This is a genomic window from Sulfitobacter sp. HI0027, assembly GCF_001634775.1.
GTDB lineage: Bacteria > Pseudomonadota > Alphaproteobacteria > Rhodobacterales > Rhodobacteraceae > Sulfitobacter.
On the sequence record NZ_LWER01000219.1, the window covers coordinates 23100 to 42777 of the forward strand.

The 19678-nt window shown below is 61.5% G+C and carries 25 protein-coding genes and 1 tRNA gene; 12 read left to right on the top strand and 14 right to left on the bottom strand.

Annotated features, from left to right (window positions below; translation table 11 throughout):
• Positions 1-20: 20 nt before the first annotated feature.
• Positions 21-1094 carry a phenylalanine--tRNA ligase subunit alpha gene (gene pheS / locus A3722_RS13990; RefSeq protein ID WP_067624817.1) on the bottom strand — a complete coding sequence of 358 codons (1074 nt, stop codon included), beginning with the start codon at positions 1092-1094 and terminating at the stop codon, positions 21-23.
• A 173-nt stretch (positions 1095-1267) separates the two neighbouring features.
• Between pheS and A3722_RS13995 the strand changes: the two genes are divergently transcribed.
• Both A3722_RS13995 and A3722_RS14000 read left to right on the top strand, forming a co-directional pair.
• Positions 1268-1942: a type 1 glutamine amidotransferase domain-containing protein gene (locus tag A3722_RS13995; RefSeq protein ID WP_067624814.1), complete on the top strand. Its 675-nt coding sequence runs from the start codon at positions 1268-1270 to the stop codon at positions 1940-1942.
• 91 nt (positions 1943-2033) lie between these two features.
• Positions 2034-2246 (top strand): hypothetical protein, encoded by a 213-nt coding sequence (locus A3722_RS14000; protein ID WP_067624811.1) that lies wholly within the window; start codon positions 2034-2036, stop codon positions 2244-2246.
• Here the strand turns inward: A3722_RS14000 and A3722_RS14005 are convergent.
• The 5 genes from A3722_RS14005 to pyk form a co-directional block, all read right to left on the bottom strand.
• On the bottom strand, positions 2235-3431 hold the full coding sequence (locus A3722_RS14005) for a Hint domain-containing protein (protein WP_067624808.1): 1197 nt from the start codon (positions 3429-3431) through the stop codon (positions 2235-2237). The two genes, A3722_RS14000 and A3722_RS14005, sit on opposite strands and share 12 nt — an antisense overlap.
• Positions 3432-3684: 253 nt before the next feature.
• Positions 3685-4050, bottom strand: a complete 366-nt coding sequence (gene rplT, locus A3722_RS14010) for a 50S ribosomal protein L20 (RefSeq protein WP_007118124.1) — start codon at positions 4048-4050, stop codon at positions 3685-3687.
• A 15-nt stretch (positions 4051-4065) separates the two neighbouring features.
• Positions 4066-4266: a 50S ribosomal protein L35 gene (gene rpmI / locus A3722_RS14015; RefSeq protein ID WP_067624805.1), complete on the bottom strand. Its 201-nt coding sequence runs from the start codon at positions 4264-4266 to the stop codon at positions 4066-4068.
• A 136-nt stretch (positions 4267-4402) separates the two neighbouring features.
• A complete protein-coding gene (locus A3722_RS14020; protein WP_067624919.1) occupies positions 4403-4627 on the bottom strand; it encodes a hypothetical protein in 225 nt (74 codons plus the stop codon).
• Between the two features lie 27 nt (positions 4628-4654).
• On the bottom strand, positions 4655-6100 hold the full coding sequence (gene pyk, locus A3722_RS14025; RefSeq protein WP_067624802.1) for a pyruvate kinase: 1446 nt from the start codon (positions 6098-6100) through the stop codon (positions 4655-4657).
• Between the two features lie 152 nt (positions 6101-6252).
• On the opposite strand from pyk, the gene A3722_RS14030 reads away from it, so the two are divergent.
• Entirely contained in the window at positions 6253-6564 is a 312-nt protein-coding gene (locus A3722_RS14030) for a DUF1244 domain-containing protein (RefSeq protein WP_067624799.1), read from the top strand.
• A 140-nt stretch (positions 6565-6704) separates the two neighbouring features.
• Positions 6705-7697, top strand: coding sequence for a calcium-binding protein (locus tag A3722_RS14035; RefSeq protein ID WP_067624796.1), 993 nt, complete (start codon positions 6705-6707; stop codon positions 7695-7697).
• 19 nt (positions 7698-7716) lie between these two features.
• On the opposite strand, the gene A3722_RS14040 is transcribed toward A3722_RS14035, so the two are convergent.
• The gene (locus A3722_RS14040; RefSeq protein ID WP_082849493.1) at positions 7717-8175 is read right to left on the bottom strand and encodes a MaoC family dehydratase; all 459 of its coding nucleotides are present in this window, start codon (positions 8173-8175) and stop codon (positions 7717-7719) included.
• A gap of 109 nt (positions 8176-8284) precedes the next feature.
• Between A3722_RS14040 and A3722_RS14045 the strand changes: the two genes are divergently transcribed.
• Positions 8285-8728 carry a DMT family transporter gene (locus tag A3722_RS14045; RefSeq protein WP_067624917.1) on the top strand — a complete coding sequence of 148 codons (444 nt, stop codon included), beginning with the start codon at positions 8285-8287 and terminating at the stop codon, positions 8726-8728.
• Between the two features lie 3 nt (positions 8729-8731).
• Here A3722_RS14045 and A3722_RS14050 read toward each other — a convergent pair whose 3' ends face one another.
• Genes A3722_RS14050 through dgcN form a run of 3 tightly spaced genes read right to left on the bottom strand, consistent with a single transcriptional unit; the run spans position 8732 to position 11564 of the window.
• Complete coding sequence (locus A3722_RS14050; protein ID WP_067624790.1) at positions 8732-9592, bottom strand: D-amino-acid transaminase; 861 nt, start codon at positions 9590-9592, stop codon at positions 8732-8734.
• 2 nt (positions 9593-9594) lie between these two features.
• Positions 9595-10560, bottom strand: a complete 966-nt coding sequence (gene dgcA, locus A3722_RS14055; protein WP_067624914.1) for an N-acetyl-D-Glu racemase DgcA — start codon at positions 10558-10560, stop codon at positions 9595-9597.
• A gap of 2 nt (positions 10561-10562) precedes the next feature.
• Positions 10563-11564, bottom strand: a complete 1002-nt coding sequence (gene dgcN / locus A3722_RS14060; protein WP_067624787.1) for an N-acetyltransferase DgcN — start codon at positions 11562-11564, stop codon at positions 10563-10565.
• A gap of 257 nt (positions 11565-11821) precedes the next feature.
• On the opposite strand from dgcN, the gene A3722_RS14065 reads away from it, so the two are divergent.
• Both A3722_RS14065 and A3722_RS14070 read left to right on the top strand, forming a co-directional pair.
• The gene (locus tag A3722_RS14065) at positions 11822-12781 is read left to right on the top strand and encodes an L-malyl-CoA/beta-methylmalyl-CoA lyase (protein WP_067624784.1); all 960 of its coding nucleotides are present in this window, start codon (positions 11822-11824) and stop codon (positions 12779-12781) included.
• 158 nt (positions 12782-12939) lie between these two features.
• Positions 12940-13902 carry an acetyl-CoA carboxylase carboxyltransferase subunit alpha gene (locus tag A3722_RS14070; protein WP_067624781.1) on the top strand — a complete coding sequence of 321 codons (963 nt, stop codon included), beginning with the start codon at positions 12940-12942 and terminating at the stop codon, positions 13900-13902.
• Here the strand turns inward: A3722_RS14070 and A3722_RS14075 are convergent.
• Entirely contained in the window at positions 13899-14345 is a 447-nt protein-coding gene (locus tag A3722_RS14075; protein WP_161487430.1) for a GNAT family N-acetyltransferase, read from the bottom strand. The two genes, A3722_RS14070 and A3722_RS14075, sit on opposite strands and share 4 nt — an antisense overlap.
• Positions 14346-14638: 293 nt before the next feature.
• Between A3722_RS14075 and A3722_RS14080 the strand changes: the two genes are divergently transcribed.
• The gene (locus A3722_RS14080; protein WP_067624776.1) at positions 14639-14950 is read left to right on the top strand and encodes a hypothetical protein; all 312 of its coding nucleotides are present in this window, start codon (positions 14639-14641) and stop codon (positions 14948-14950) included.
• A 15-nt stretch (positions 14951-14965) separates the two neighbouring features.
• Here A3722_RS14080 and A3722_RS14085 read toward each other — a convergent pair whose 3' ends face one another.
• The gene (locus A3722_RS14085; RefSeq protein ID WP_067624773.1) at positions 14966-15616 is read right to left on the bottom strand and encodes a GntR family transcriptional regulator; all 651 of its coding nucleotides are present in this window, start codon (positions 15614-15616) and stop codon (positions 14966-14968) included.
• A 126-nt stretch (positions 15617-15742) separates the two neighbouring features.
• On the opposite strand from A3722_RS14085, the gene A3722_RS14090 reads away from it, so the two are divergent.
• Positions 15743-16036 carry a Dabb family protein gene (locus A3722_RS14090; RefSeq protein WP_067624770.1) on the top strand — a complete coding sequence of 98 codons (294 nt, stop codon included), beginning with the start codon at positions 15743-15745 and terminating at the stop codon, positions 16034-16036.
• A gap of 8 nt (positions 16037-16044) precedes the next feature.
• On the top strand, positions 16045-17166 hold the full coding sequence (locus A3722_RS14095; RefSeq protein WP_067624767.1) for an aminodeoxychorismate synthase component I: 1122 nt from the start codon (positions 16045-16047) through the stop codon (positions 17164-17166).
• Here A3722_RS14095 and A3722_RS14100 read toward each other — a convergent pair.
• Positions 17163-17864 (bottom strand): M48 family metallopeptidase, encoded by a 702-nt coding sequence (locus A3722_RS14100; protein ID WP_067624763.1) that lies wholly within the window; start codon positions 17862-17864, stop codon positions 17163-17165. The two genes, A3722_RS14095 and A3722_RS14100, sit on opposite strands and share 4 nt — an antisense overlap.
• Positions 17865-17975: 111 nt before the next feature.
• Here A3722_RS14100 and A3722_RS14105 point away from each other — a divergent pair, with 111 nt between their 5' ends.
• Together A3722_RS14105 and A3722_RS14110 are read left to right on the top strand one after the other, a co-directional pair.
• Positions 17976-18305 (top strand): TIGR02300 family protein, encoded by a 330-nt coding sequence (locus A3722_RS14105; protein ID WP_067624760.1) that lies wholly within the window; start codon positions 17976-17978, stop codon positions 18303-18305.
• A gap of 93 nt (positions 18306-18398) precedes the next feature.
• A tRNA-Ala gene (locus tag A3722_RS14110) sits at positions 18399-18474 on the top strand.
• A 406-nt stretch (positions 18475-18880) separates the two neighbouring features.
• Here A3722_RS14110 and A3722_RS14115 read toward each other — a convergent pair.
• Positions 18881-19645, bottom strand: a complete 765-nt coding sequence (locus A3722_RS14115) for a sulfite exporter TauE/SafE family protein (RefSeq protein WP_067624757.1) — start codon at positions 19643-19645, stop codon at positions 18881-18883.
• Positions 19646-19678 lie beyond the last annotated feature (33 nt).

Here is a 19678-nt window from a genome sequence, read left to right on the forward strand (position 1 = left end):
CGTCGCGCTGAACGCGTAGCTTAACGCGACAACCCACCATGCAAATTCGGCTGATCCAAGCTCGCAAACCCATAATGCCGCAGCCAGCGCAGGTCTGAATCAAAGAACGCCCGCAGGTCCGGAATCCCGTATTTCAGCATCGCGATCCTGTCGATCCCCATGCCAAAGGCAAAGCCCTGCCATTCGTTTGGGTCGATCCCGCCCGCCTGCAACACCTTGGGGTGCACCATGCCGGAGCCCAGCACTTCCAACCAGCCATCACCCTCGCCAATACGCAACTGACCGTCGACCCAGGAACACTGGATGTCGACCTCAGCCGAAGGCTCGGTGAAGGGGAAGTGCGACGCGCGGAAGCGGGTCTTGATGCCGTCGATCTCGAAAAACGCGGCGAAAAACTCCTCAAGCGTCCACTTGAGGTTCGCCATCGATATATCCTTGTCAATCGCCAGACCTTCGACCTGATGGAACATCGGTGTGTGGGTCTGGTCGTAATCCGCGCGGTAGACACCGCCGGGGCAGATGATGCGCAGGGGCGCGCCTTCGGCCTCCATCGTGCGGATCTGCACCGGCGAGGTGTGGGTGCGCAGCACGTGGGGGGCGCGGTCGTCGCCCTCGGCACGGGCCATGTAAAACGTGTCCATCTCAGCCCGGGCGGGATGGTGGCCGGGGATGTTCAGCGCGTCGAAGTTGTACCAATCGGTGTCGATGCGCGGGCCTTCGGCGACGGAAAAGCCCATCTCGGCAAAGATCGCGGTCAGCTCTTCGGTGACTTGGCTGACCGGGTGAATGCTGCCCTGACGCTGGTGCCGCGTCGGCAGGGTCACGTCGAGCCATTCGCTGCGCAGGCGCTCGTCCAGCGCTGCATCGCCCAAAGCGGCCTTCTTGGCGGCGAGCGCCGAGTTGATCTCATCCTTCAGCGCGTTGAGCTTCGGCCCCGCGACCTGCCGCTCTTCGGGGGTCATCTTGCCCAGCTCGCGCATTTTCAGCGCGACCTCGCCCTTCTTGCCGACGGCAGCCAGCCGGATGTCTTCCAATGCGGATTCGTCACCGGCATCGGCGATTTGGCTCAGGTACTTTTGCTTCAGATCGTCCATGACAGGCCCTTGGAATAATACCCCGTCCTGCTAGCCCTCTCGCCCCTCGAATGCAAGCCGTAGGGGTTGTAGCGGCATGGGGGAACCACCACCTCTGCCAAGCGTTAGGCCGCATCCCTCCGGCGCGCCCTCATGGCAGCGGCGCGCCCAACCTCCCCCGAAAGGAGAGACCTATGAAAATCCTGATGGTTCTGACATCGCATGACGAACTGGGCGACACCGGCAACAAGACCGGCTTCTGGCTCGAAGAATTCGCTGCGCCCTACTACGTCTTCAAAGACGCGGGCGCTGATGTGACCCTCGCCTCGCCCAAAGGTGGCCAGCCGCCGCTTGATCCCAACAGCGACAGCGACAACGCGCAGACTGATGCCACCCGCCGCTTCAAAGACGACGAAGCGGCACAGAAAGCCCTTAGCTCAACCAAAGTGTTGGGCGATGTGGATGCGGACGGTTTCGACGCGATCTTCTACCCCGGTGGCCACGGCCCGCTGTGGGATCTGGCCAATGACGCCGACAGCAAGCGCCTGATCGAGACCTTCTGGGCCTCCGACCGCCCCGTTGGCGCCGTTTGCCACGCGCCTGCGGTGTTCAAGGACACCCAAGCCGACGGCAAGCCGCTGGTCTCTGGCAAGCGCGTCACCGGCTTCACCAACACCGAGGAAGAGGGCGTTGGCCTCACCGATGTGGTGCCCTTCTTGGTCGAAGACATGCTGAAGAAAAACGGCGGCGACTACAGCAAGGGCGACGATTGGGCGTCTTATGTGCTGGTCGATGGCAAGTTGGTCACCGGCCAGAACCCCGCCTCTTCCGAAGAAGCGGCGAAAGAGATGCTGGCACTGTTGAAGTAACGGCATGAGGGGGCGCAGCCGCGCCCCCTTCCCCGCCCGGAGGAACCGCCGGTGGTCGCGGCGTGTTTTACCTCTGAAAGGAGCCTCCGACATGGCAGATTATGACCGCAGCACCGGCGCCCCATGGAGCGCCGCAGACCTTGAGCAGCTTCGCATTCTGGCGGCAGAGGGCACAGCGCCCTCCGTGATCGCCGTACAACTGGGCCGCAGCGAAGAGGCGATCGCCCATCGGGCCGCGCAGGACGGCATCAGCCTGCCCTCCGCCAGCCTGAACCCCTATGACCCCGACACGTTAGACCGATAGCAACGCGCGCCCGTTCTTCTTGTGCTTTTCGATCAGCCGTTTTTGCACCGCCCCGGGTGGGATCGGATGCGCGGATGCGCCAAAACCGTCGCCCGCGACCAAGGTGGGAAAGAGTGTGGCCAATTCTTCGCGCTGCGCATGACTTAGGGCGCCGATCGTCTCGGCGGTCAGCAGGAAGCTCTCGCTCGGCGCGCCCTCGGCATAGACGACCTCGTGCTGCTTGAAGATCAGGTGGAAATATTCCACCTGCGCCACACGATCGTCGATATGCACCCCCGGCAGTTCGGTCAGCCGGATGGCGGCGACGAGCACCGCCATGGCCCCGCAAACCCGCTTCACGATTCCCGAGCGCGCAACCATGCGGTGCTGCCGCGAGACCATGAGATCGCGTTTGGGCAGGCCCGCGCCCAATGCCCCAGCAGAGATCCGAATGGGATACAGCTTAGGGTTCCTCGCCAGTTCCGACGCCCCGACAGAGCGGCGCAGTGCGGCGACAAGCTCTTGATAGCCACTGCCTTGGGTCAGCACGCGCGCGCCGGGGGCCAAGGTTTCGACCGGCAGATCGCCCTTATCGGTGGTGATCAAGGTGCCGCGCGTGAAACAGGCCACACCGGTCGAGACGAGATCCCCCTCCTCGCGCATCGTGTCGATGTCGGTCTTCCAATCCAGACTTCCCACAAGCCCACCCTTGGGCAGAGCGGAGAAATCAACGGTCATGGTGGTGAAAAGATCCCCCGCAGGCGGGCTACCCGCCAGATTGACGATGCCAGCGTAGGTCACCTCAAGATCACCGGCCAAATCCCGCGAATCTGCATTCACCCGGAAGGGAAACCCCTCTAGCGACGTGGGGGTAGAGCCGCCGTTCGGATCGTCATCCGGGGCTGTGGTGGTATCGAAAACCGAACTGGCGGGCTGGAGGTCGATCTCCATAGTGGCCAGAGGTTTGGTCGTTTCCAGATGGTGCCAGTCATAGCCAAAGGACATCTGCGTGTTCTCGCCAACCGCCGCGCCATTCGTATAGGGGTCTGTCGCGTGCCACGTCAGCGTCTCGGTCGTGCCATCCGCATAGGTCAGCGTGATCCGCGCCCCATCCAAATCGACACCGCGCGAACTGGTATCGTCGCGGATGCCGTGGACCGTTTCATGGGGGTCTTCGTCCAACCTGTTGATTACAATTCCGGGCATAAACGTCCCCACCTTTTTTAAATAACCTGCCGACCAACAACGATAATTACTGCGGCACCGGTGCAGATAGGCTGCACAGTGACCTGTCGTTGGGGCAGATTGTCCATGGGGGTGAGGAGCAGGCAAGGCCGTGGCAAGGGATTATCGGGGCAAGATTATGGCAAGGCCCGTGCGCCAGCCCCAAACGCAGAACCCCAAACGCAAAAAGCCCCGCCATCAGGCGGGGCTTTCGCACATTCAAAACAACGTCAGCTTAGGCTGCCAGTGCGTCCTGCGCCTGTTTGACGATCGCGCCAAAGGCTTCGGGCTCATGCACGGCCAGATCGGCCAGAACCTTACGGTCCACTTCGATACCGGCCAGCGACAGACCATTGATGAAGCGGCTGTATGTCAGCGCTTCGTCGTGGCTGCGCACGGCGGCGTTGATCCGCTGGATCCACAAAGCGCGGAAGTTGCGCTTGCGATTCTTGCGGTCACGGGTTGCATATTGGTTGGCCTTGTCGACCGCCTGTGTGGCGACCTTAAAGACGTTCTTGCGCCGACCATAATAGCCTTTTGCGGCTTTGATGATCTTCTTGTGACGCGCGTGGGTGACTGTACCACCTTTAACTCGGGACATCTCGGTACTCCTATATCAGCGGGCGTAGGGCATGAAGCCCTTGATGATCTTTGCATCGGGCTCGGACAGTGCTGTCGTGCCGCGTGCGTTACGGATGAACTTGTTGGTCCGCTTGATCATACCGTGCTGTTTGCCAGCTTGGCTGCCGATGACCTTACCAGTCGCCGAGACCTTAAAGCGCTTTTTGGCGCTCGATTTCGTCTTCATCTTGGGCATTTCCGTCTCCGTCTTTTGAGTTCGGTATAAACACGACTCGGCATGCCACTTGAGGCCGGTCGTGCAGGCTAAGATGCGCCGTATAGGCGCGCCCGGGCAAGGATGCAAGAGGTTTTGAGCAGCGCTATAGACGCGCCTAAGGCAACAGGTCCGCCGCCACGGAAACGAAGACATCCGGCAGCGTCTCGAAGGAATAGCGCCCCGGATTTTTCTGCAGAGCAAAGACGATCAGCCCGGCAGCAATCAAGATCGTGATGGCCGAAGCGCGCGGCGACCGACGGTCGGTCACCGCAGAGAGGATCGAAGGGATCGACAGCACCGCCAGAACGATGCCGACCACCATTGCCAAGTCAGAGTTCACACGCAACATCCCCTAGTTGAGGAAAGGCTACTCCGGATCGGAGGCGTAAATCAAACGTTCGTCACAGGGTGCCACGCGCAGAATATTGGTGCTGCCCGGCACGTTGAAAGGCACACCGGCGGTCACCACAATATGATCCTCCGGCCCGGCGTAGCCCTCTGACAATGCCGCCCGCGCGGCGCTGAGGACGGCCAGTTTGAACCGGTCATGCCCATCGGTGATGATGCAATTCGTGCCCCAGCTCAGCGCCAGACGGCGCGCGGTATTGACCAGTGGCGACAGCGCGATGATCGGCACGCGGGGGCGTTCGCGCGCGGTCAGCAGCGCGGTGGTGCCCGATTGGGTGAAACAGCAGATCGCCTTGATGTCCGTCGTCTCGGCAATCTCACGGGCGGCGGCGACGATCCCGTCGGCCACGGTGGTACGGTCCGCGGTGCGCGAAGATTCGATGATCTGCGTATAGGTCGGATCGGCCTCGACCTCTTGGGCGACGTTATCCATCGTCGCCACGGCCTCCAGCGGGTAATCCCCGGCGGCTGATTCCGCACTCAGCATCACCGCATCCGCGCCTTCGTAGATCGCCGTGGCCACGTCCGACACTTCGGCGCGGGTCGGCATCGGGCTTTCGATCATCGATTCGAGCATCTGAGTCGCCACGATCACCGGCTTGGCCGCCGCCCGGCATTTGCGCACCAGACGCTTCTGGATCGGCGGCACGTTCTGCACGGGCAGTTCCACGCCCAGATCGCCGCGCGCCACCATGATGCCGTCGCTGACATCCAAGATCGCCTCGAAACGCTCCACCGCGGCGGGCTTTTCGATTTTCGACAGGATCGCCGCCCGGCCTTTGACCAGATCGCGCGCCTCGGTCACATCCTCGGGCCGCTGGACAAAGCTGAGGGCGAGCCAATCGACCCCCAACTCGCAGACGAACTCCAGATCAGCGCGGTCCTTCTCGGACAGGGCGGCCAAGGGCAGCAGCACGTCGGGCACGTTTACGCCCTTGCGGTTCGAGATCACACCGCCCGTCACGACTTCGCAATCGGCAAAATCAGGACCGCAGTCGCGCACCTTCAGACGGATTTTACCGTCATTCACCAACAGGCTCGCGCCCGGCTCAAGGGCTGCGAAAATTTCGGGATGGGGCAGGCAAACACGGGCCGCATCGCCCGGCGCCTCATCAAGATCAAGCCGGAAGGATGCCCCTTCTTCCAAGGTCGGCCCGTCGCCCTCGAAAACGCCCACGCGCAGCTTCGGCCCCTGAAGGTCAGCCAAAATGCCGATCGCGCCGCCAGTCTCTTTCTCGATCTCGCGGATGATACGGTGCTTTTCGCGGATCTCTTCATGGCTGCCGTGGCTCATGTTGAGCCGGAAAACATCTGCACCGGCGTTGTGCAATGCCGCGATCACCTCTCGGGTTTCGGAGGCTGGCCCGAGTGTGGCCACGATCTTTACATTGCGCAAACGTCTCATATCTGTTCCTTCGTGTCCTATGTCCCCAAAGCGAATGTTAACGATAACATCGCCTATCCGGTGGCCTAGCGCCCCCATGAGTGCCTGTCAAAGGTTTCATCAGAATGACGGTCCCTCGCGGTTTCGTCCAGTGATATGAGAAGGAAGCTGCAATGCCCAGCCAACAAGAGATCGAACTGCAAGCCGCCGCCTTTCGCCGGTTGCAGAAACACCTGATGGAAGACCGGACCGATGTGCAGAACATCGACATGATGAACCTCGCCGGGTTTTGCCGCAACTGCCTGTCGCGCTGGTATCAGGAAGCCGCCAATGAGCGTGGCATCGACATGGGCAAGGAAGAGGCCCGCGAGCTGTTCTACGGGATGACAATGGACGAGTGGAAAGCCAATCATCAGACGGATGCGAAGGACAGTCAGAAAGAGGCGTTCAAAACCGCGTTTGAGGAGAATGTCGGTAAAAGCTGAATATTGAATACCATGTAGATACAGTAGCGGTTATAGCGCCGCTACTGTTCGCAGTTGGGCAACAAAGAAATTTTACATAACTTGATTTAGGTAAATTTTTCACTGAGTGTTGGCGTATTCCCATCAGGAGATACTGCCTCATGCTCGCTTTTTTCGCACTTCCAGCTTTGCTGGGCCTCGGCCTCATCCTTAACTTGAACGACGACGATTCAGATGATGACCGCCCCGAAGATCCGCCTGAACCCACGGATACATCAATGGATACCTTACTTGTACCCGATGACGTTCAATCCTTTCATGGCAGCAATGACGATGATGTCATCGTCGCGCGGGACGAAGGCGGGTTTATCACCGGGCGTGGCGGCGACGATACGATTACCGGAAGTGATAACACTGACGATATCGCCGGTCGCGATGGCGATGATGTGATTGATTCCGGTGGTGGTAATGATCGCGTCTGGGGCGATTACGGGGATGACATAATCAACCTTGGCAACGGCGCAGATCGCGGCATCGGCGGTGATGGCAATGATAACATCGATGGCGGCGCCGGTGACGACAATATCAGCGGTCGAAACGACGATGACTCGATTTATGGCGGAGCGGGCAACGATACGATCTCCGGGGGCGCGGGCGACGACTGGATATTCCTAGGCGCTGGCAATGACAGCGTACCCTATGATTCCGACGATGCAGGGAATGACACGATTTATGGTGGGGCGGGCAATGATTTCATCCAAGATGGTCAAGGCTTTAACCAGCTTTATGGCGGAGAAGGTAACGACACTTTCAATACGTTGGATAACGATGCCTCGGCCGACACGGTCTATGGTGGCGCAGGCAATGACCGCATGACACTCGACAACGGCGACATCGCAACCGGCGGCGAGGACGGAGACCTGTTTAACCTCACCTATACAAATGATCCCGGCCCCCCTGCCGTGGTAATCACCGATTTCGATACAGACGAGGATCTGCTGGCCGTCGATTACTACGCTGAAGACCCGCTGGAGATGGTCTACGATCCGGACCGCGAAGCGGTGTTGCTGCAAAGAGCGGGCCTATCCTTTGGCATATTGGAAGGGCTGACCGAAGCGGACATACCGAACATCACCCTTGTAGAATACGGCTAACCGCACACCGAGGGGGCGGCTAAAACTGGTAGAGCACGAGCCAATCCGCCTTGACCGCGGGTCGGTCGGCCCCCTCAATCTCAACCGTGGCGGCGAGGCGGGCCATCAGATCGCCCCGCCCCCGCGTCTGCGCCTCGGCCAATGTGAACCGGCCGCGGATACGCTTGCCAGAATGCACAGGCGCGATAAAACGCACGCTGTCGAACCCGTAGTTGATCGACGCCTTGGCCCCCGTCATCACTGGCAACGCGCCATAAGCCATGCCCGACATCATCGACAAGGTCAGCATCCCATGCGCCACGGTGCCGCCGAAGTCGGTTTCTGCGGCGCGGATGGGATCGACATGGATAAACTGGTGATCTTCGGTCACATCGGCAAAGGCGTCGATCCGCGCCTGATCCATCATGAACCATGGTGAGACGCCTAATTCGCACCCCACGGCGGCTTCCATCTCTGCCCGGTCAATCTCGTTGCGCATCATGGCCTCCTCACTTTGCGCCACACTATCCGTGATGGTCAGACCTGCGAAAGCCCTTGCGTCCGGCGGGCCATCTTACATGCTGGGCCAAGCCAAAGCCGGAGGCATCATGAACACCCCAATCCTTGCCCTTATCGTCGTGGCCGTCGCGGGCGCGGCTGTCGCCCTGCAGACCCCGATCAACGCCGCCTTGGGCCGCAACATCGGCAGCGGGGTCGCTGCGGCGGCGGTGTCCTTTGGCGTGGGGTTCGCGATCCTGCTGGGGGTCTTGCTGATGCGCGGAGAGTTGGGCGCCCTGCCCCGCGCGGCTTCGGCTTCGCCGGTCTTGCTGCTGGGTGGTGTGCTGGGGGCGTTCTACGTCTGGTCGGTGCTTTGGGCGATCCCGACGTTGGGCGCGCTGACGGTGATCTCAGCCCTGATCCTCGGCCAGCTAAGCGCGGCGCTGGTCATCGATGCGACGGGGCTTTTGGGCCTGACGGTGCAGGCCATAACTCCCACCCGCATCGCCGCCGCCGCGCTGGTGGCGGCGGGGCTGGTTTTATCGCGGTTCTGAAACTCAGATCGCGGTTTTGCGCATCTCTTCGAGATAGATTTCCCGCAGACGGGGCGCCAATTTGCCCGGCGTGCCGCTGCCGATCTTGGCGCCGTCAATCTCAACTACGGGGGTCACAAAAGCACTGGCCGAGGTCACAAACGCCTCATCCGCCTGCTGTGCCTCTTCGATGGTAAAGTTACGCTCCTCCACCTGCATCTGCGCCTCGCGGGCCAGTTCCAGCACCGCCTTGCGGGTGATGCCGTGCAGAATGTCGCTGGAGGTCTCGCGCGTGACGATCTTGCCGTCCTTAACGATATAGGCGTTGTTTGAGGTGCCTTCGGTGACGAAACCGTCTTCGACCATCCAAGCGTCCTCAACACCGGCCTTCTTGGCCATCATCTTACCCATCGATGGGTAGAGAAGCTGCACCGTTTTGATGTCGCGACGGCCCCAGCGGATGTCTTCGATGCTGATGACGCGGATGCCATCACGGGCGGCAGGGTTGTCGGCAAGCCCCGGTTTCGACTGGGTGAACAGCACCAGCGATGGCGCGGTGGTCTCGGGATCGGGAAAGGCGAAATCACGGTCGCCGTCCGACCCGCGCGTCACCTGAAGATAGATCAGCCCGTCTTTGATCTCGTTCAGCCGCACCAACTCGCGGTGAATCTCCAGCAGTTCCTCGGTGGTCGCAGGCGCACGCATGTCGAGCTCGTTCATTGAGCGGGTCAGACGCTCGGCATGGCCGTCAAAAGCGATAAGCTTGCCATCCAGCACGCTCGTCACCTCATAGACCCCATCGGCCATCAGAAACCCCCGGTCAAAGATCGAGACCTTGGCCTGATCCTCGGGCAGGTATTCGCCGTTTACATAGACAGTTCGCATGGTCACCCCCAGAGCGCGGCTACGGGGGGATGCACGCCCGCGCCGTCGAATTTCAAAGCATTGTCGCGGTCTTCGGCCAGAAGCAGCGGGCCGTCAAGATCCACCACCTTCGCGCCTTGGGCCACCAGCGTCGCCGGAGCCATCGCCAGCGACGATCCGACCATACAGCCGACCATCACGTCGAACCCTTCGGCCCGCGCCGCATCGCGCAACGCCAGCGCTTCGGTCAGCCCGCCGGTCTTGTCGAGCTTGATGTTCACCACATCGTATTTGCCCTTGAGGCCGGGCAGGCTGGCACGGTCATGGCAGCTCTCATCCGCACACACGGGTACGGGGCGGTCCATGCCTAAGAGCGCGTCGTCGTCCCCTGCGGGCAAGGGTTGTTCGACCAATGCCACGCCAAGGCGCACCAGATGGGGCGCAAGGTCAGCGTAGACCTCTGCCGACCAGCCCTCATTGGCGTCGATGATGATGGTGGCATCGGGCGCACCTGCGCGCACGGCTTCGAGCCGGGGCATGTCATCAGGCGTGCCGAGCTTGATCTTGAGCAGGGGCCGATGGCTGTGTTTCGCGGCCTGCGCGCGCATCGCTTCGGGGTCGTCCAGTGACAAAGTATAGGCGGTGACCTCTGGCCCCGGCGCGGTCAGCCCGGCCAGTTCCCAAACGCGCTTGCCCGCGCGTTTGGCTTCCAGATCCCACAGCGCGCAATCGACAGCGTTGCGAGCCGCCCCGGCGGGCAGCAGATCATAAAGCGTGGCACGGGTGAAATTGTCGGGCAGGCCGTTAATCTCAGCCGTGACTGATTCGAGCGTTTCGTCGTAGCGCGCGTAGGGCACGCATTCGCCCCAGCCGGTCACGCCACCATCGGTGATGCGCACGGTCAGAACCTTGGCCTCGGTCCGCGAACCACGGCTGATGGTAAAGACCTGCGCCAGTTTGAACGTATCAGCGGTAACGTCGATCTGCATGGTCATAGCGCCGCCAGCGCATCGGCCAGTCGCGCCGCCCCTTGGCGGAAGGGATCGACCGCAGGCAGGCCAAGACGCTCTTCGACTTCGGCCAGATAGGCATCCGCCTCGGCTTCGGACATGTGGTAGGTGTTGACCGAAATGCCGACGACCTTGCAGGCGGAGTTCGCCACATGGGCCAGTGTCAGCGCCACGTCGCGGACCGCTTCCATGCTGGGCAAGCTGTATTCCGGCAGGCCGCGCATATGGGTCCGGGTTGGCTCATGGCAGAGGATCAGCGCATCGGGTTGGCCGCCGTGGATCAGCGCCATGGTCACGCCTGAGTAGGAGACATGGAACAGGCTACCCTGCCCTTCGATGATATCCCAATGGTCGTCATCATTGTCGGGCGTGAGATATTCCACCGACCCGGCCATGAAATCGGCGATCACGGCATCCAGCGGCACGCCTTCGCCAGTGATCAGGATGCCGGTCTGGCCCGTGGCACGGAAGGTGCTTTTCATGCCCTTTTCGCGCATCGCCTCATCAAGCGCGAGGGCGGTGTACATTTTCCCGACCGAGCAATCGGTGCCCACGGCCAAGACCCGCTTACCGCTGCGTTTCTTACCGTCTGCAATGGGATATTCGACGCTGGGCACACGCACGTCATGCAGGGTTGTGCCATTCGCCTCGGCGGCGGCGACCAGATCGGCTTCGTTGCGCAGCAGGTTGTGCAGGCCCGAGGCGATGTCGAAGCCCATGTTCAGCGCCTCGATCAGCACCTCTTTCCAAGCCGCGCTGATCTTGCCGCCACGGTTGGCGACACCGATGACCAATGTCTCGGCCCCTGCCTCACGCGCTTCGGCCAGCGTCATGTCTTGCAGGCCGAGGTCGGCCTTACAGCCCTCCATGCGGAACTGACCGACCGCGTTGTCGGGGCGCCAGTCTTTGATGCCTTGGGCAACCTTGGCAGACAGAGCATCGGGCGCGTCGCCCAAAAACAGCAGATAGGGGGTTTTGATCATGGCAAGCCTCCGGCATTAAATTTGTCCGCATATTGCGCGTGAGAATACGCAAGTGCGTGGCGTTGTCGACGCATCTGCAGGCAAATGCGCAGCATTTCCCGCAAATTACCGTTGGCTGCGCAAAATTCGTGCGCTGCGCCGTGAGGCCACAAAAATCATTGAAATGCTGCGACTGCGAAAACCTCCTTGCGATTGGCAGCGCAATTTCATACCAGAATGGAGACTGATGATGAAACAAAATTACCCATAGGTGCCCCATGAGCTTCCGTATTCAGCCTGCCGCCCCTGCCCGCCCGAACCGCTGCCAATTGTTCGGCCCCGGCTCCCGCCCGGCGATCTTTGCAAAGATGGCGGCCTCGGATGCCGATGTGATCAACCTCGACCTCGAAGACAGCGTGGCACCTTCGGACAAGGACAGCGCGCGCGCCAATATCATCAAGGCGATCTCGGAGATCGACTGGGGCAAGAAGACACTTTCGGTCCGGATCAACGGGTTGGACACGCCCTATTGGTACCGTGACGTGGTGGAACTGCTGGAGCAGGCGGGCGAGCGGCTCGACCAGATCATGATCCCCAAGGTGGGCTGCGCGGCGGATGTCTATGCCGTCGACGCGCTGGTGACGGCGGTCGAGACCGCCAAGGGGCGAGAGAAGAAGATCAGCTTTGAGGTGATTATCGAATCCGCCGCCGGTATCGCCCATGTGGAAGAGATCGCCGCCTCTTCTCCGCGTTTGCAGGCGATGTCGCTGGGGGCCGCGGATTTCGCTGCCTCCATGGGCATGCAGACCACCGGCATCGGCGGCACGCAGGAAAACTACTATATGCAGCGCGGTGAGCAAAAGCATTGGTCGGACCCGTGGCACTGGGCGCAGGCCGCCATCGTCGCCGCCTGCCGCACCCATGGCGTGCTGCCGGTCGACGGACCTTTTGGCGATTTTTCGGATGACGAGGGTTTCCGCGCGCAGGCGCGGCGATCGGCCACGCTGGGCATGGTTGGCAAATGGGCGATCCACCCCAAGCAGGTGGCGCTGAGCAACGAGGTGTTCACACCCTCGGACGAAGCCGTCGCCGAAGCGCGCGAAATCCTTGCCGCGATGGAAGAGGCCAAGGCGAAGGGTGAGGGCGCGACTGTCTATAAGGGGCGTCTGGTGGACATCGCCAGCATTAAACAGGCCGAGGTGATTGTGCGCCAGTCCGAGATGATCGCCGGGGGCTGAGCGACTGCGGCCAGCCGCCGGGGGCGCTGCCCCCGGACCCCCGAGGGTATTTGAAAAAGGATGAAGTGGTAAGGGCGTGCGCTTGCCTGCCTGTCAAACCCGCGTTGCAAACCGGCGCGTTGCGCTCCATATAACAGGGCAACAAGCCGGAGCATGCAATGACCCAATATTTGGATTTCGAAAAACCGCTGGCCGAGATCGAAGGCAAGGCGGAAGAGCTGCGGGCATTGGCCCGGTCCAACGAAGAGATGGACATCACCGATGAGGCCCGCGCGCTGGACAAAAAAGCGGCGGGGATGCTCGAAGACCTTTATGGCTCATTGACGCCATGGCGCAAATGTCAGGTGGCGCGTCATCCAGAGCGGCCCCATTGCAAAGACTATATCGAGGCGCTTTTTACGGAATTCACGCCGCTGGCCGGCGACCGCAATTTTGCCGATGATCTGGCCGTCATGGGCGGGCTGGCGCGGTTTAACGATACGCCGGTGGTGGTGATTGGCCATGAGAAGGGCAATGACACCAAGAGCCGGATTGAGCGTAATTTCGGCATGGCGCGGCCTGAGGGTTATCGCAAGGCCGTGCGGCTGATGGAACTGGCGGATAAGTTTAACCTGCCCGTGGTCACCATCGTCGACACGCCCGGGGCCTATCCCGGTAAGGGTGCAGAGGAGCGCGGCCAGTCTGAGGCGATTGCCCGCTCGACGGAAAAATGTCTGCAGATTGGTGTGCCGCTGATTAGTGTGATCGTCGGCGAAGGCGGCTCTGGCGGGGCGGTGGCTTTTGCCACGGCGAACCGTGTCGCGATGCTGGAACATTCGGTTTATTCGGTGATCACACCCGAAGGCTGTGCGTCGATCCTGTGGAAAGACAGCGAGAAGATGCGCGAAGCCGCCGAGCAGATGCGTTTGACGGCGAATGAGCTTAAGACCCTTGGTGTCATTGACCAGATCATTCCGGAACCGATGGGCGGCGCGCATCGTCATGCCGAAGAGTCGATCAACGCAGTGGGCAAGTCGATCGAAGCCATGCTCAAGGAACTCGACGGCAAGGACGGCAAGACTTTGGTCAAAGAGCGCCGGACCAAGTTCCTTGAGATGGGCCGAAAAGGACTGGCTGCCTAAGCCAGCCGCCGCCGAAAACGCGGATCAGGCGTGATGTGATCGAAACCGGCGGCGCGGTAGAACCCCTGCGCGCGCCGGTTTTTTGTATCTGTTCCCACCGTCACATAGCTGCATCCCTGCGCCTTTGCATGGTCCAGCGCGGCGTCGACCAGTGCTTTGCCGATGCCGCGCCCGCGCGCGGTGTCGCAGACAAAGAGGTGGTGAAGGTCCATCCCCCTTGCGCCGAATTGCAACTGCATCTGCGGGCAGAGCGCCGCATAGCCATGCAGGCCGGTCGCGCCTTCGGCGACCAAGAGTGTCAGCCAAGGCGTGGGGCCAAGGCAGTCTCGTTCCAGAGCGGCCAGCGTGAGTGTGGCGGTGTCGCCGTGGTAGGCGGCAAGCGCATGGGCCAGATCGAGGACCATTGGTAGATCGGACTTTTGGACGGGTCGAATGGGGGGCATGCCGTCTCTTTCTGTGATCGCCACAGGGAGACAAGCAAAGCCGCGCTGTGGCGGCTTGTGGATATGGGAATAGGTGCCGCGCCGGTTAGGAGCGGGGATAATAGACTGTTGTGAAGCAGGTCTGTTCCATGAAGCATAGATGCGCCTCTGCCGCGCACCTGTCAAGCGCCGCATATGTGACCCGGTGTGATTTGCAAACGGCCCCGACGCAGCCGATATTTATACTACAGGGCGTCTGCGACACCCCTGTGCCGCCGGATGCCCTTGTTGACCACAGCACAAGGGAGCCTGTCATGTATAAACGTATTCTCACCGCCGCCCTGCTTTTTGGCATGGCCTGCACCGGGCCACCGGTCTTTGCTCAGGCTCTGGCCTGCGCCCCGCGTGCGGCGCTCGCTTCGCAATTGGAAGCCGCCTATGGCGAGACCCTTTCGGCGCGGGGCCTGCAAAACCCGAACGCGCTGATCGAAGTCTTTGCCTCGGCTGAAAGCGGCAGCTTTACCGTGTTGATAAGCAGGGCTGATGGCATGAGCTGTATTTTATCAACCGGCACGCATTGGATGGTCGAACCTCCCGCGCCGCCAAAAGAGGGCGCGGCGAGTTGAGCGGGGGGCTAACAGTTAACTGGCCAGCATCCGCAGACCTTGGGTGACATCAGAGCGCACCGCCAGTCGCAGCCCCGGCTCATCCCCGGCGCGCAAAGCGGCGATGATCAGCCGGTGGAAATGCGGCGGCTCGGTCCGGCGCAGGCGGCCATAGAGCGCGCGCATGGTGGGGCCGAGTTGCAGCCAAACCGTTTCCGCCATGGCGAGCATGGCGGGTGCTTGGGCGCGCAGATAAAGCGTGCGGTGAAATTCGAGGTTGGTGCGGATGTAGCTGACCGCATCGCGGTGGGCCACGGCCTCGGCGATATTGGTGTTGATGGTCTGCATCCGCTCGATCAGCGCCATATGTGCGCGCGGCAAGGCGCGAGAAGCGAGTTCGACCTCCAGAAGCGCGCGGAGGGCGGCCAATTCTTCGATCCGTTCGTTGCTGAGTTCGGGGGTGGAGATGCGCCCAGAGGCCGACATCGTGAGCGCGCCTTCGGCCGCCAAACGCCGCACCGCTTCGCGCGCGGGCGTCATCGAGACCTCATATTCCTTACCGATGCCGCGCAGGGTCAGGGCATGACCGGGCGGCAGATCGCCGTGCATGATCCGCGCGCGCAGGCGGCGGTAGACACGATCATGGGCCAGTGGTGTGGCCTCGACAGGGCGGGGGCTGAGGTTCATGATGCGGTTGTGATCACAAATTAGCCACCCGTCAAGCGCGGCATTTTGCGGCGCTGAGCACGATCACCCGTTGTCCCGGACCCTGCGGCGATTTATCGGGGATAAAACCGCCAAAGGAGACGCGCCTTGACCAAACGAAACTTCATCCGTCACGTGGTCTTTTTCTCGGCCAAAGACCCCAAAGACTTGCCCACGATCGTGGCGGGGCTTTGGAAACTGGCCGACATCCCGCATTCGACTACCTTCGAGATCTGCGAAAACACCCGTGTCGACGCGCTGTCGGGCGATGTGGATGTGGTTGTCTATGCCGAATTCCCCGACGCCGAGGCGCTGGCCGCCTATAAGGCGCACCCGATCTACCAAGAATCCATCGATATCGTCCGCCCGCTGCGCGACATGCGCGTGCCTGCGGACTTTTAAGGCGCGGCATGGCTGGTCCTTGCGTCCTCTTTGACACTGGCCCGCTGGGAAGCGGCACGGGTTTTCACGCGCCCCAGCGGATCATCAGTGCCCAGACCCCCGCAGAGGTGCCCACAGCCTTTGCAGCCCTTGAGGCGGCGCAGGCGGGAGGCGCGTGGCTTGCTGGCTATGCGAGTTATGAGCTGGGCTACCTCGGCTCTGGTAAGCTGCGCGACCTGATGCCTACGAAGCGCGGGCTGCCCTTGCTGCGTTTCGGGGTGTTTGATGCGCCGCAACCGCACCGTTTCGACGACACAACTGGGGATGCAAACCTGTCTGCCCTGACGCCGGATTGGGACTTTGCCCAGTATGAGGCCGCCTTTGCGCAGGTGCAGGACTTCATCACAGCCGGAGATATCTATCAGGCCAATCTGACCTTTGGGATGGAGGGGCGTTATAGCGGCACGCCTGCCGCCCTCTATGCCCGGCTGCGGCAGCGCCAGCGGGTGGAACATGGGGCCTTCGTCGATCTTGGTAGCCCGGTCCTGCTGTCACGCTCGCCTGAGTTATTCTTTGCGCTGACCGCGGACGGACACCTGACCGCGCGCCCGATGAAGGGCACCGCGCGGCGGGGGCGGGACGCCCATGAAGACGCCAAGCTGCGCGCCGATCTTGCTGCTTCGGAAAAGAACATGGCCGAGAACCTTATGATCGTGGACCTGCTGCGCAATGACATCAGCCGGATCGCCGACGTGGGCAGTGTCGAAGTGCCGAAACTGTTCGAGATCGAAACCTATGAGACCCTGCACCAGATGACCTCGCGGATCACGGCGCAGGTCTTGCCGGGCAAGCGGCTGGCCGAGATCTTTCACGCGCTTTTCCCCTGTGGCTCTATCACCGGCGCGCCGAAAATTCGCGCCATGCAGATCCTGCGCGCGCTAGAGCCCACGCCACGCGATGCCTATTGCGGGGCGGTGGGCTGGATCGCCCCCACGGGGGCCATGCAGTTCAACGTGGCAATCCGCACGGCAACCTGCCACGCCGATGGGCGGTTGCGGCTGAATGTCGGTGGTGGCGTGGTGCATGACAGCACGGCCGAGGATGAATATGCCGAAGCACTGCTGAAGGCGCGCTTTGCGACCCTTGCCTAGAACCGGTAGCGATGCAGCCCGCCGCCATGGTCGCGCAGCCATTGGCGGGGGGCCTGATAATCACCGTATATCCGCGTGACCTCGGCCCAGAAGGCGGGCGAGTGGTTCATCTGCGCCAGATGCGCGACCTCATGGGCAGCGACATAATCCAGCACCTCGGGCGGGGTCATGATCAGCCGCCACGAGAACATCAGCCTGCCATCACTGGTGCAAGACCCCCAGCGAGAGCGCGTGTCGCGCAGGGTGATCCGGGCGTAGGGCTTGCCCAGCAGCGCGGCATAGTCGTCACAGGCCCCGGCGAGGCGGTCGCGGGCCACTTCGCGCAGATGCGCCGCAAGACGTTTGCCGATGCTCTCCTTCGGGCCGGGCACGAAGATTTCTTCGGGGCCGATCCGCACGCCCCTCCCTTGCATCTCACGCCCCTGCCCGCCGCGCACCCGCAGCACCTTGCCGCCCACCGGCACCTCAGCCCCCGGCGCCACGATCACATCCTCGCCCCGCGCGGCAAGATGCTGGCGAATCCAGTCCTGTTTGGTCTCGGCAAAGGCCAGAGCCTCACGCTCGGCCAGACGTTTGGGCATGGTCAGGGTGACCCGCCCGTCCAACTGCGAGATCCGCAAAGAGATGCGTCGCGCGCGCGCCGAACGGCGCAGGATCAGCGGAATCGGCGGGTTGCCGGGCAGCACAGGGTCTTTCATTACCGGAGCAACGTCCCTAGATAGAGGCCAAAGCCTTTGACAGTGCCCCCCTCATATGGCACTTGGCCGGAATCATCTACACGCAACAGCAATATTATAAAGGGGTGTTTCATGCCCAACGAAGAATGGGGAACCAAGCGCCTGTGCCCCACTACGGGCAAGCGCTTCTATGACCTCAATAAGAATCCGATCATCAGCCCCTACACGGGCGAAGAGGTCGAGGTCGACAACTCCAAGTCGCGCATGATCGCGGCGGATGCCGAGGATGCGGTCACAGCCAAAGCCAAGAAGGGCGACAAGGCGAACGACGAATCGCTGGTCGATGACGATGATGCGGTCGACGTGGATCTGGATGACGATATCCTTGATGACGACGACGATGATGACGATACAGTTCCGCTCGACGATCTGGCCGATGTGGCCTCGGACGACGAGGATTAATTAATCGGCGGCGGGGTCAATTTTCCGCTTGATCCCGCCTCCGCCAGCGCCTAATTAGCGGCACAGAACGACCCGGATCACACGATCCACGATGGGGCCTTAGCTCAGCTGGGAGAGCGCCTGCATGGCATGCAGGAGGTCAGCGGTTCGATCCCGCTAGGCTCCACCATCATCCCCCTTTCAGATATAAGATAAGTATCACCCGATAGAGGGGCTGACTGACGCGCATCCGCTTCGCGGCTACTCTGAGTCAGCGGTTCGATCCCGCTAGGCTCCACCAAGCCTTTTGCAAAGCAAAAGGCGTCGCGCGGCAGTCGCTTCGAAGAAGCGATGAGAGCGCTAGCGCAACAGCCCCTACAAATGATACGCACGATTTGACCATGGCAAACGATGCTTTGCGATCAAAATCTTTAGACCACCCCCTGCCTACTGGTCGCTGATCTGTCTCGCCTCTTGCCACTATGCCGCCCCCATGATGTGCACGGCCTAGTGCGAGCCAAACCTTGCCAAATCGCCAATCCATTGGCATAGGCTGATGATAGCTGGTCATGCTGCACGCTTATTTCTGGACCCGCTTAAAAGATCGCCCGTCGGATCAGGTTCAACCCCGCCACCATCAGCACCAGCAACGTCATCTTGCGGAACAGCACCGGGTCCACCCGGTCCATCACCTTGCTGCCCAGCCAGACGCCCAGCATTACCGGCAGGATCAACAGCGCGGAAAACGGCCATGTCTGCGCATTCAGCACTCCTGACCCGATATGCGCCGCCAAAAGCGCCACAGCGCCCAGCCCGTAGATCACACCTTGGATTCGCATCTGGTCATGTTTCTCGGTTCCGAGCGCGGTGAGATAGGCCACCGTGGGCGGCCCCCAGATGCCCGATATCCCTCCGACAGCCCCGGCAAAACCGCCCACCAGCGCCTCAACCTTGGCCGAGCGCTGCGGCAGGTGGAATTTATGCTTGGACAGTTGCAGCAGCGCGAACAGCACCACCGGCACCCCGATCATCAAGAGCATCACGGTGGCGGGCACCAGCCGCACCATCTGCGCGGAGAGCACCAGCATCACGCCGCCGCAAACCAAGAAAACCCAGAACAACCGGATCGAACGCAGCGCCGCCTGCGGCCCCTGCCGCAGCGCTTGGAACGCATTGGCCAGCACCGTCGGCAGAATCAGCCCCGCCAGCGCCAATTCGGGCGCCATAAAGGTCGTGAGACCAGATATGAGTACGAGCGGCAGAGCAAAACCGACAACGCCCTTCACGAACCCGCCACAGAGGCCGATTGCAAGTGCAGCATAGAATTCGAACGGGGTGAGAAAGGGGAAAATACTGTCCATACCGCTACATAGCACCCCCTTGGGCAGCCGCAC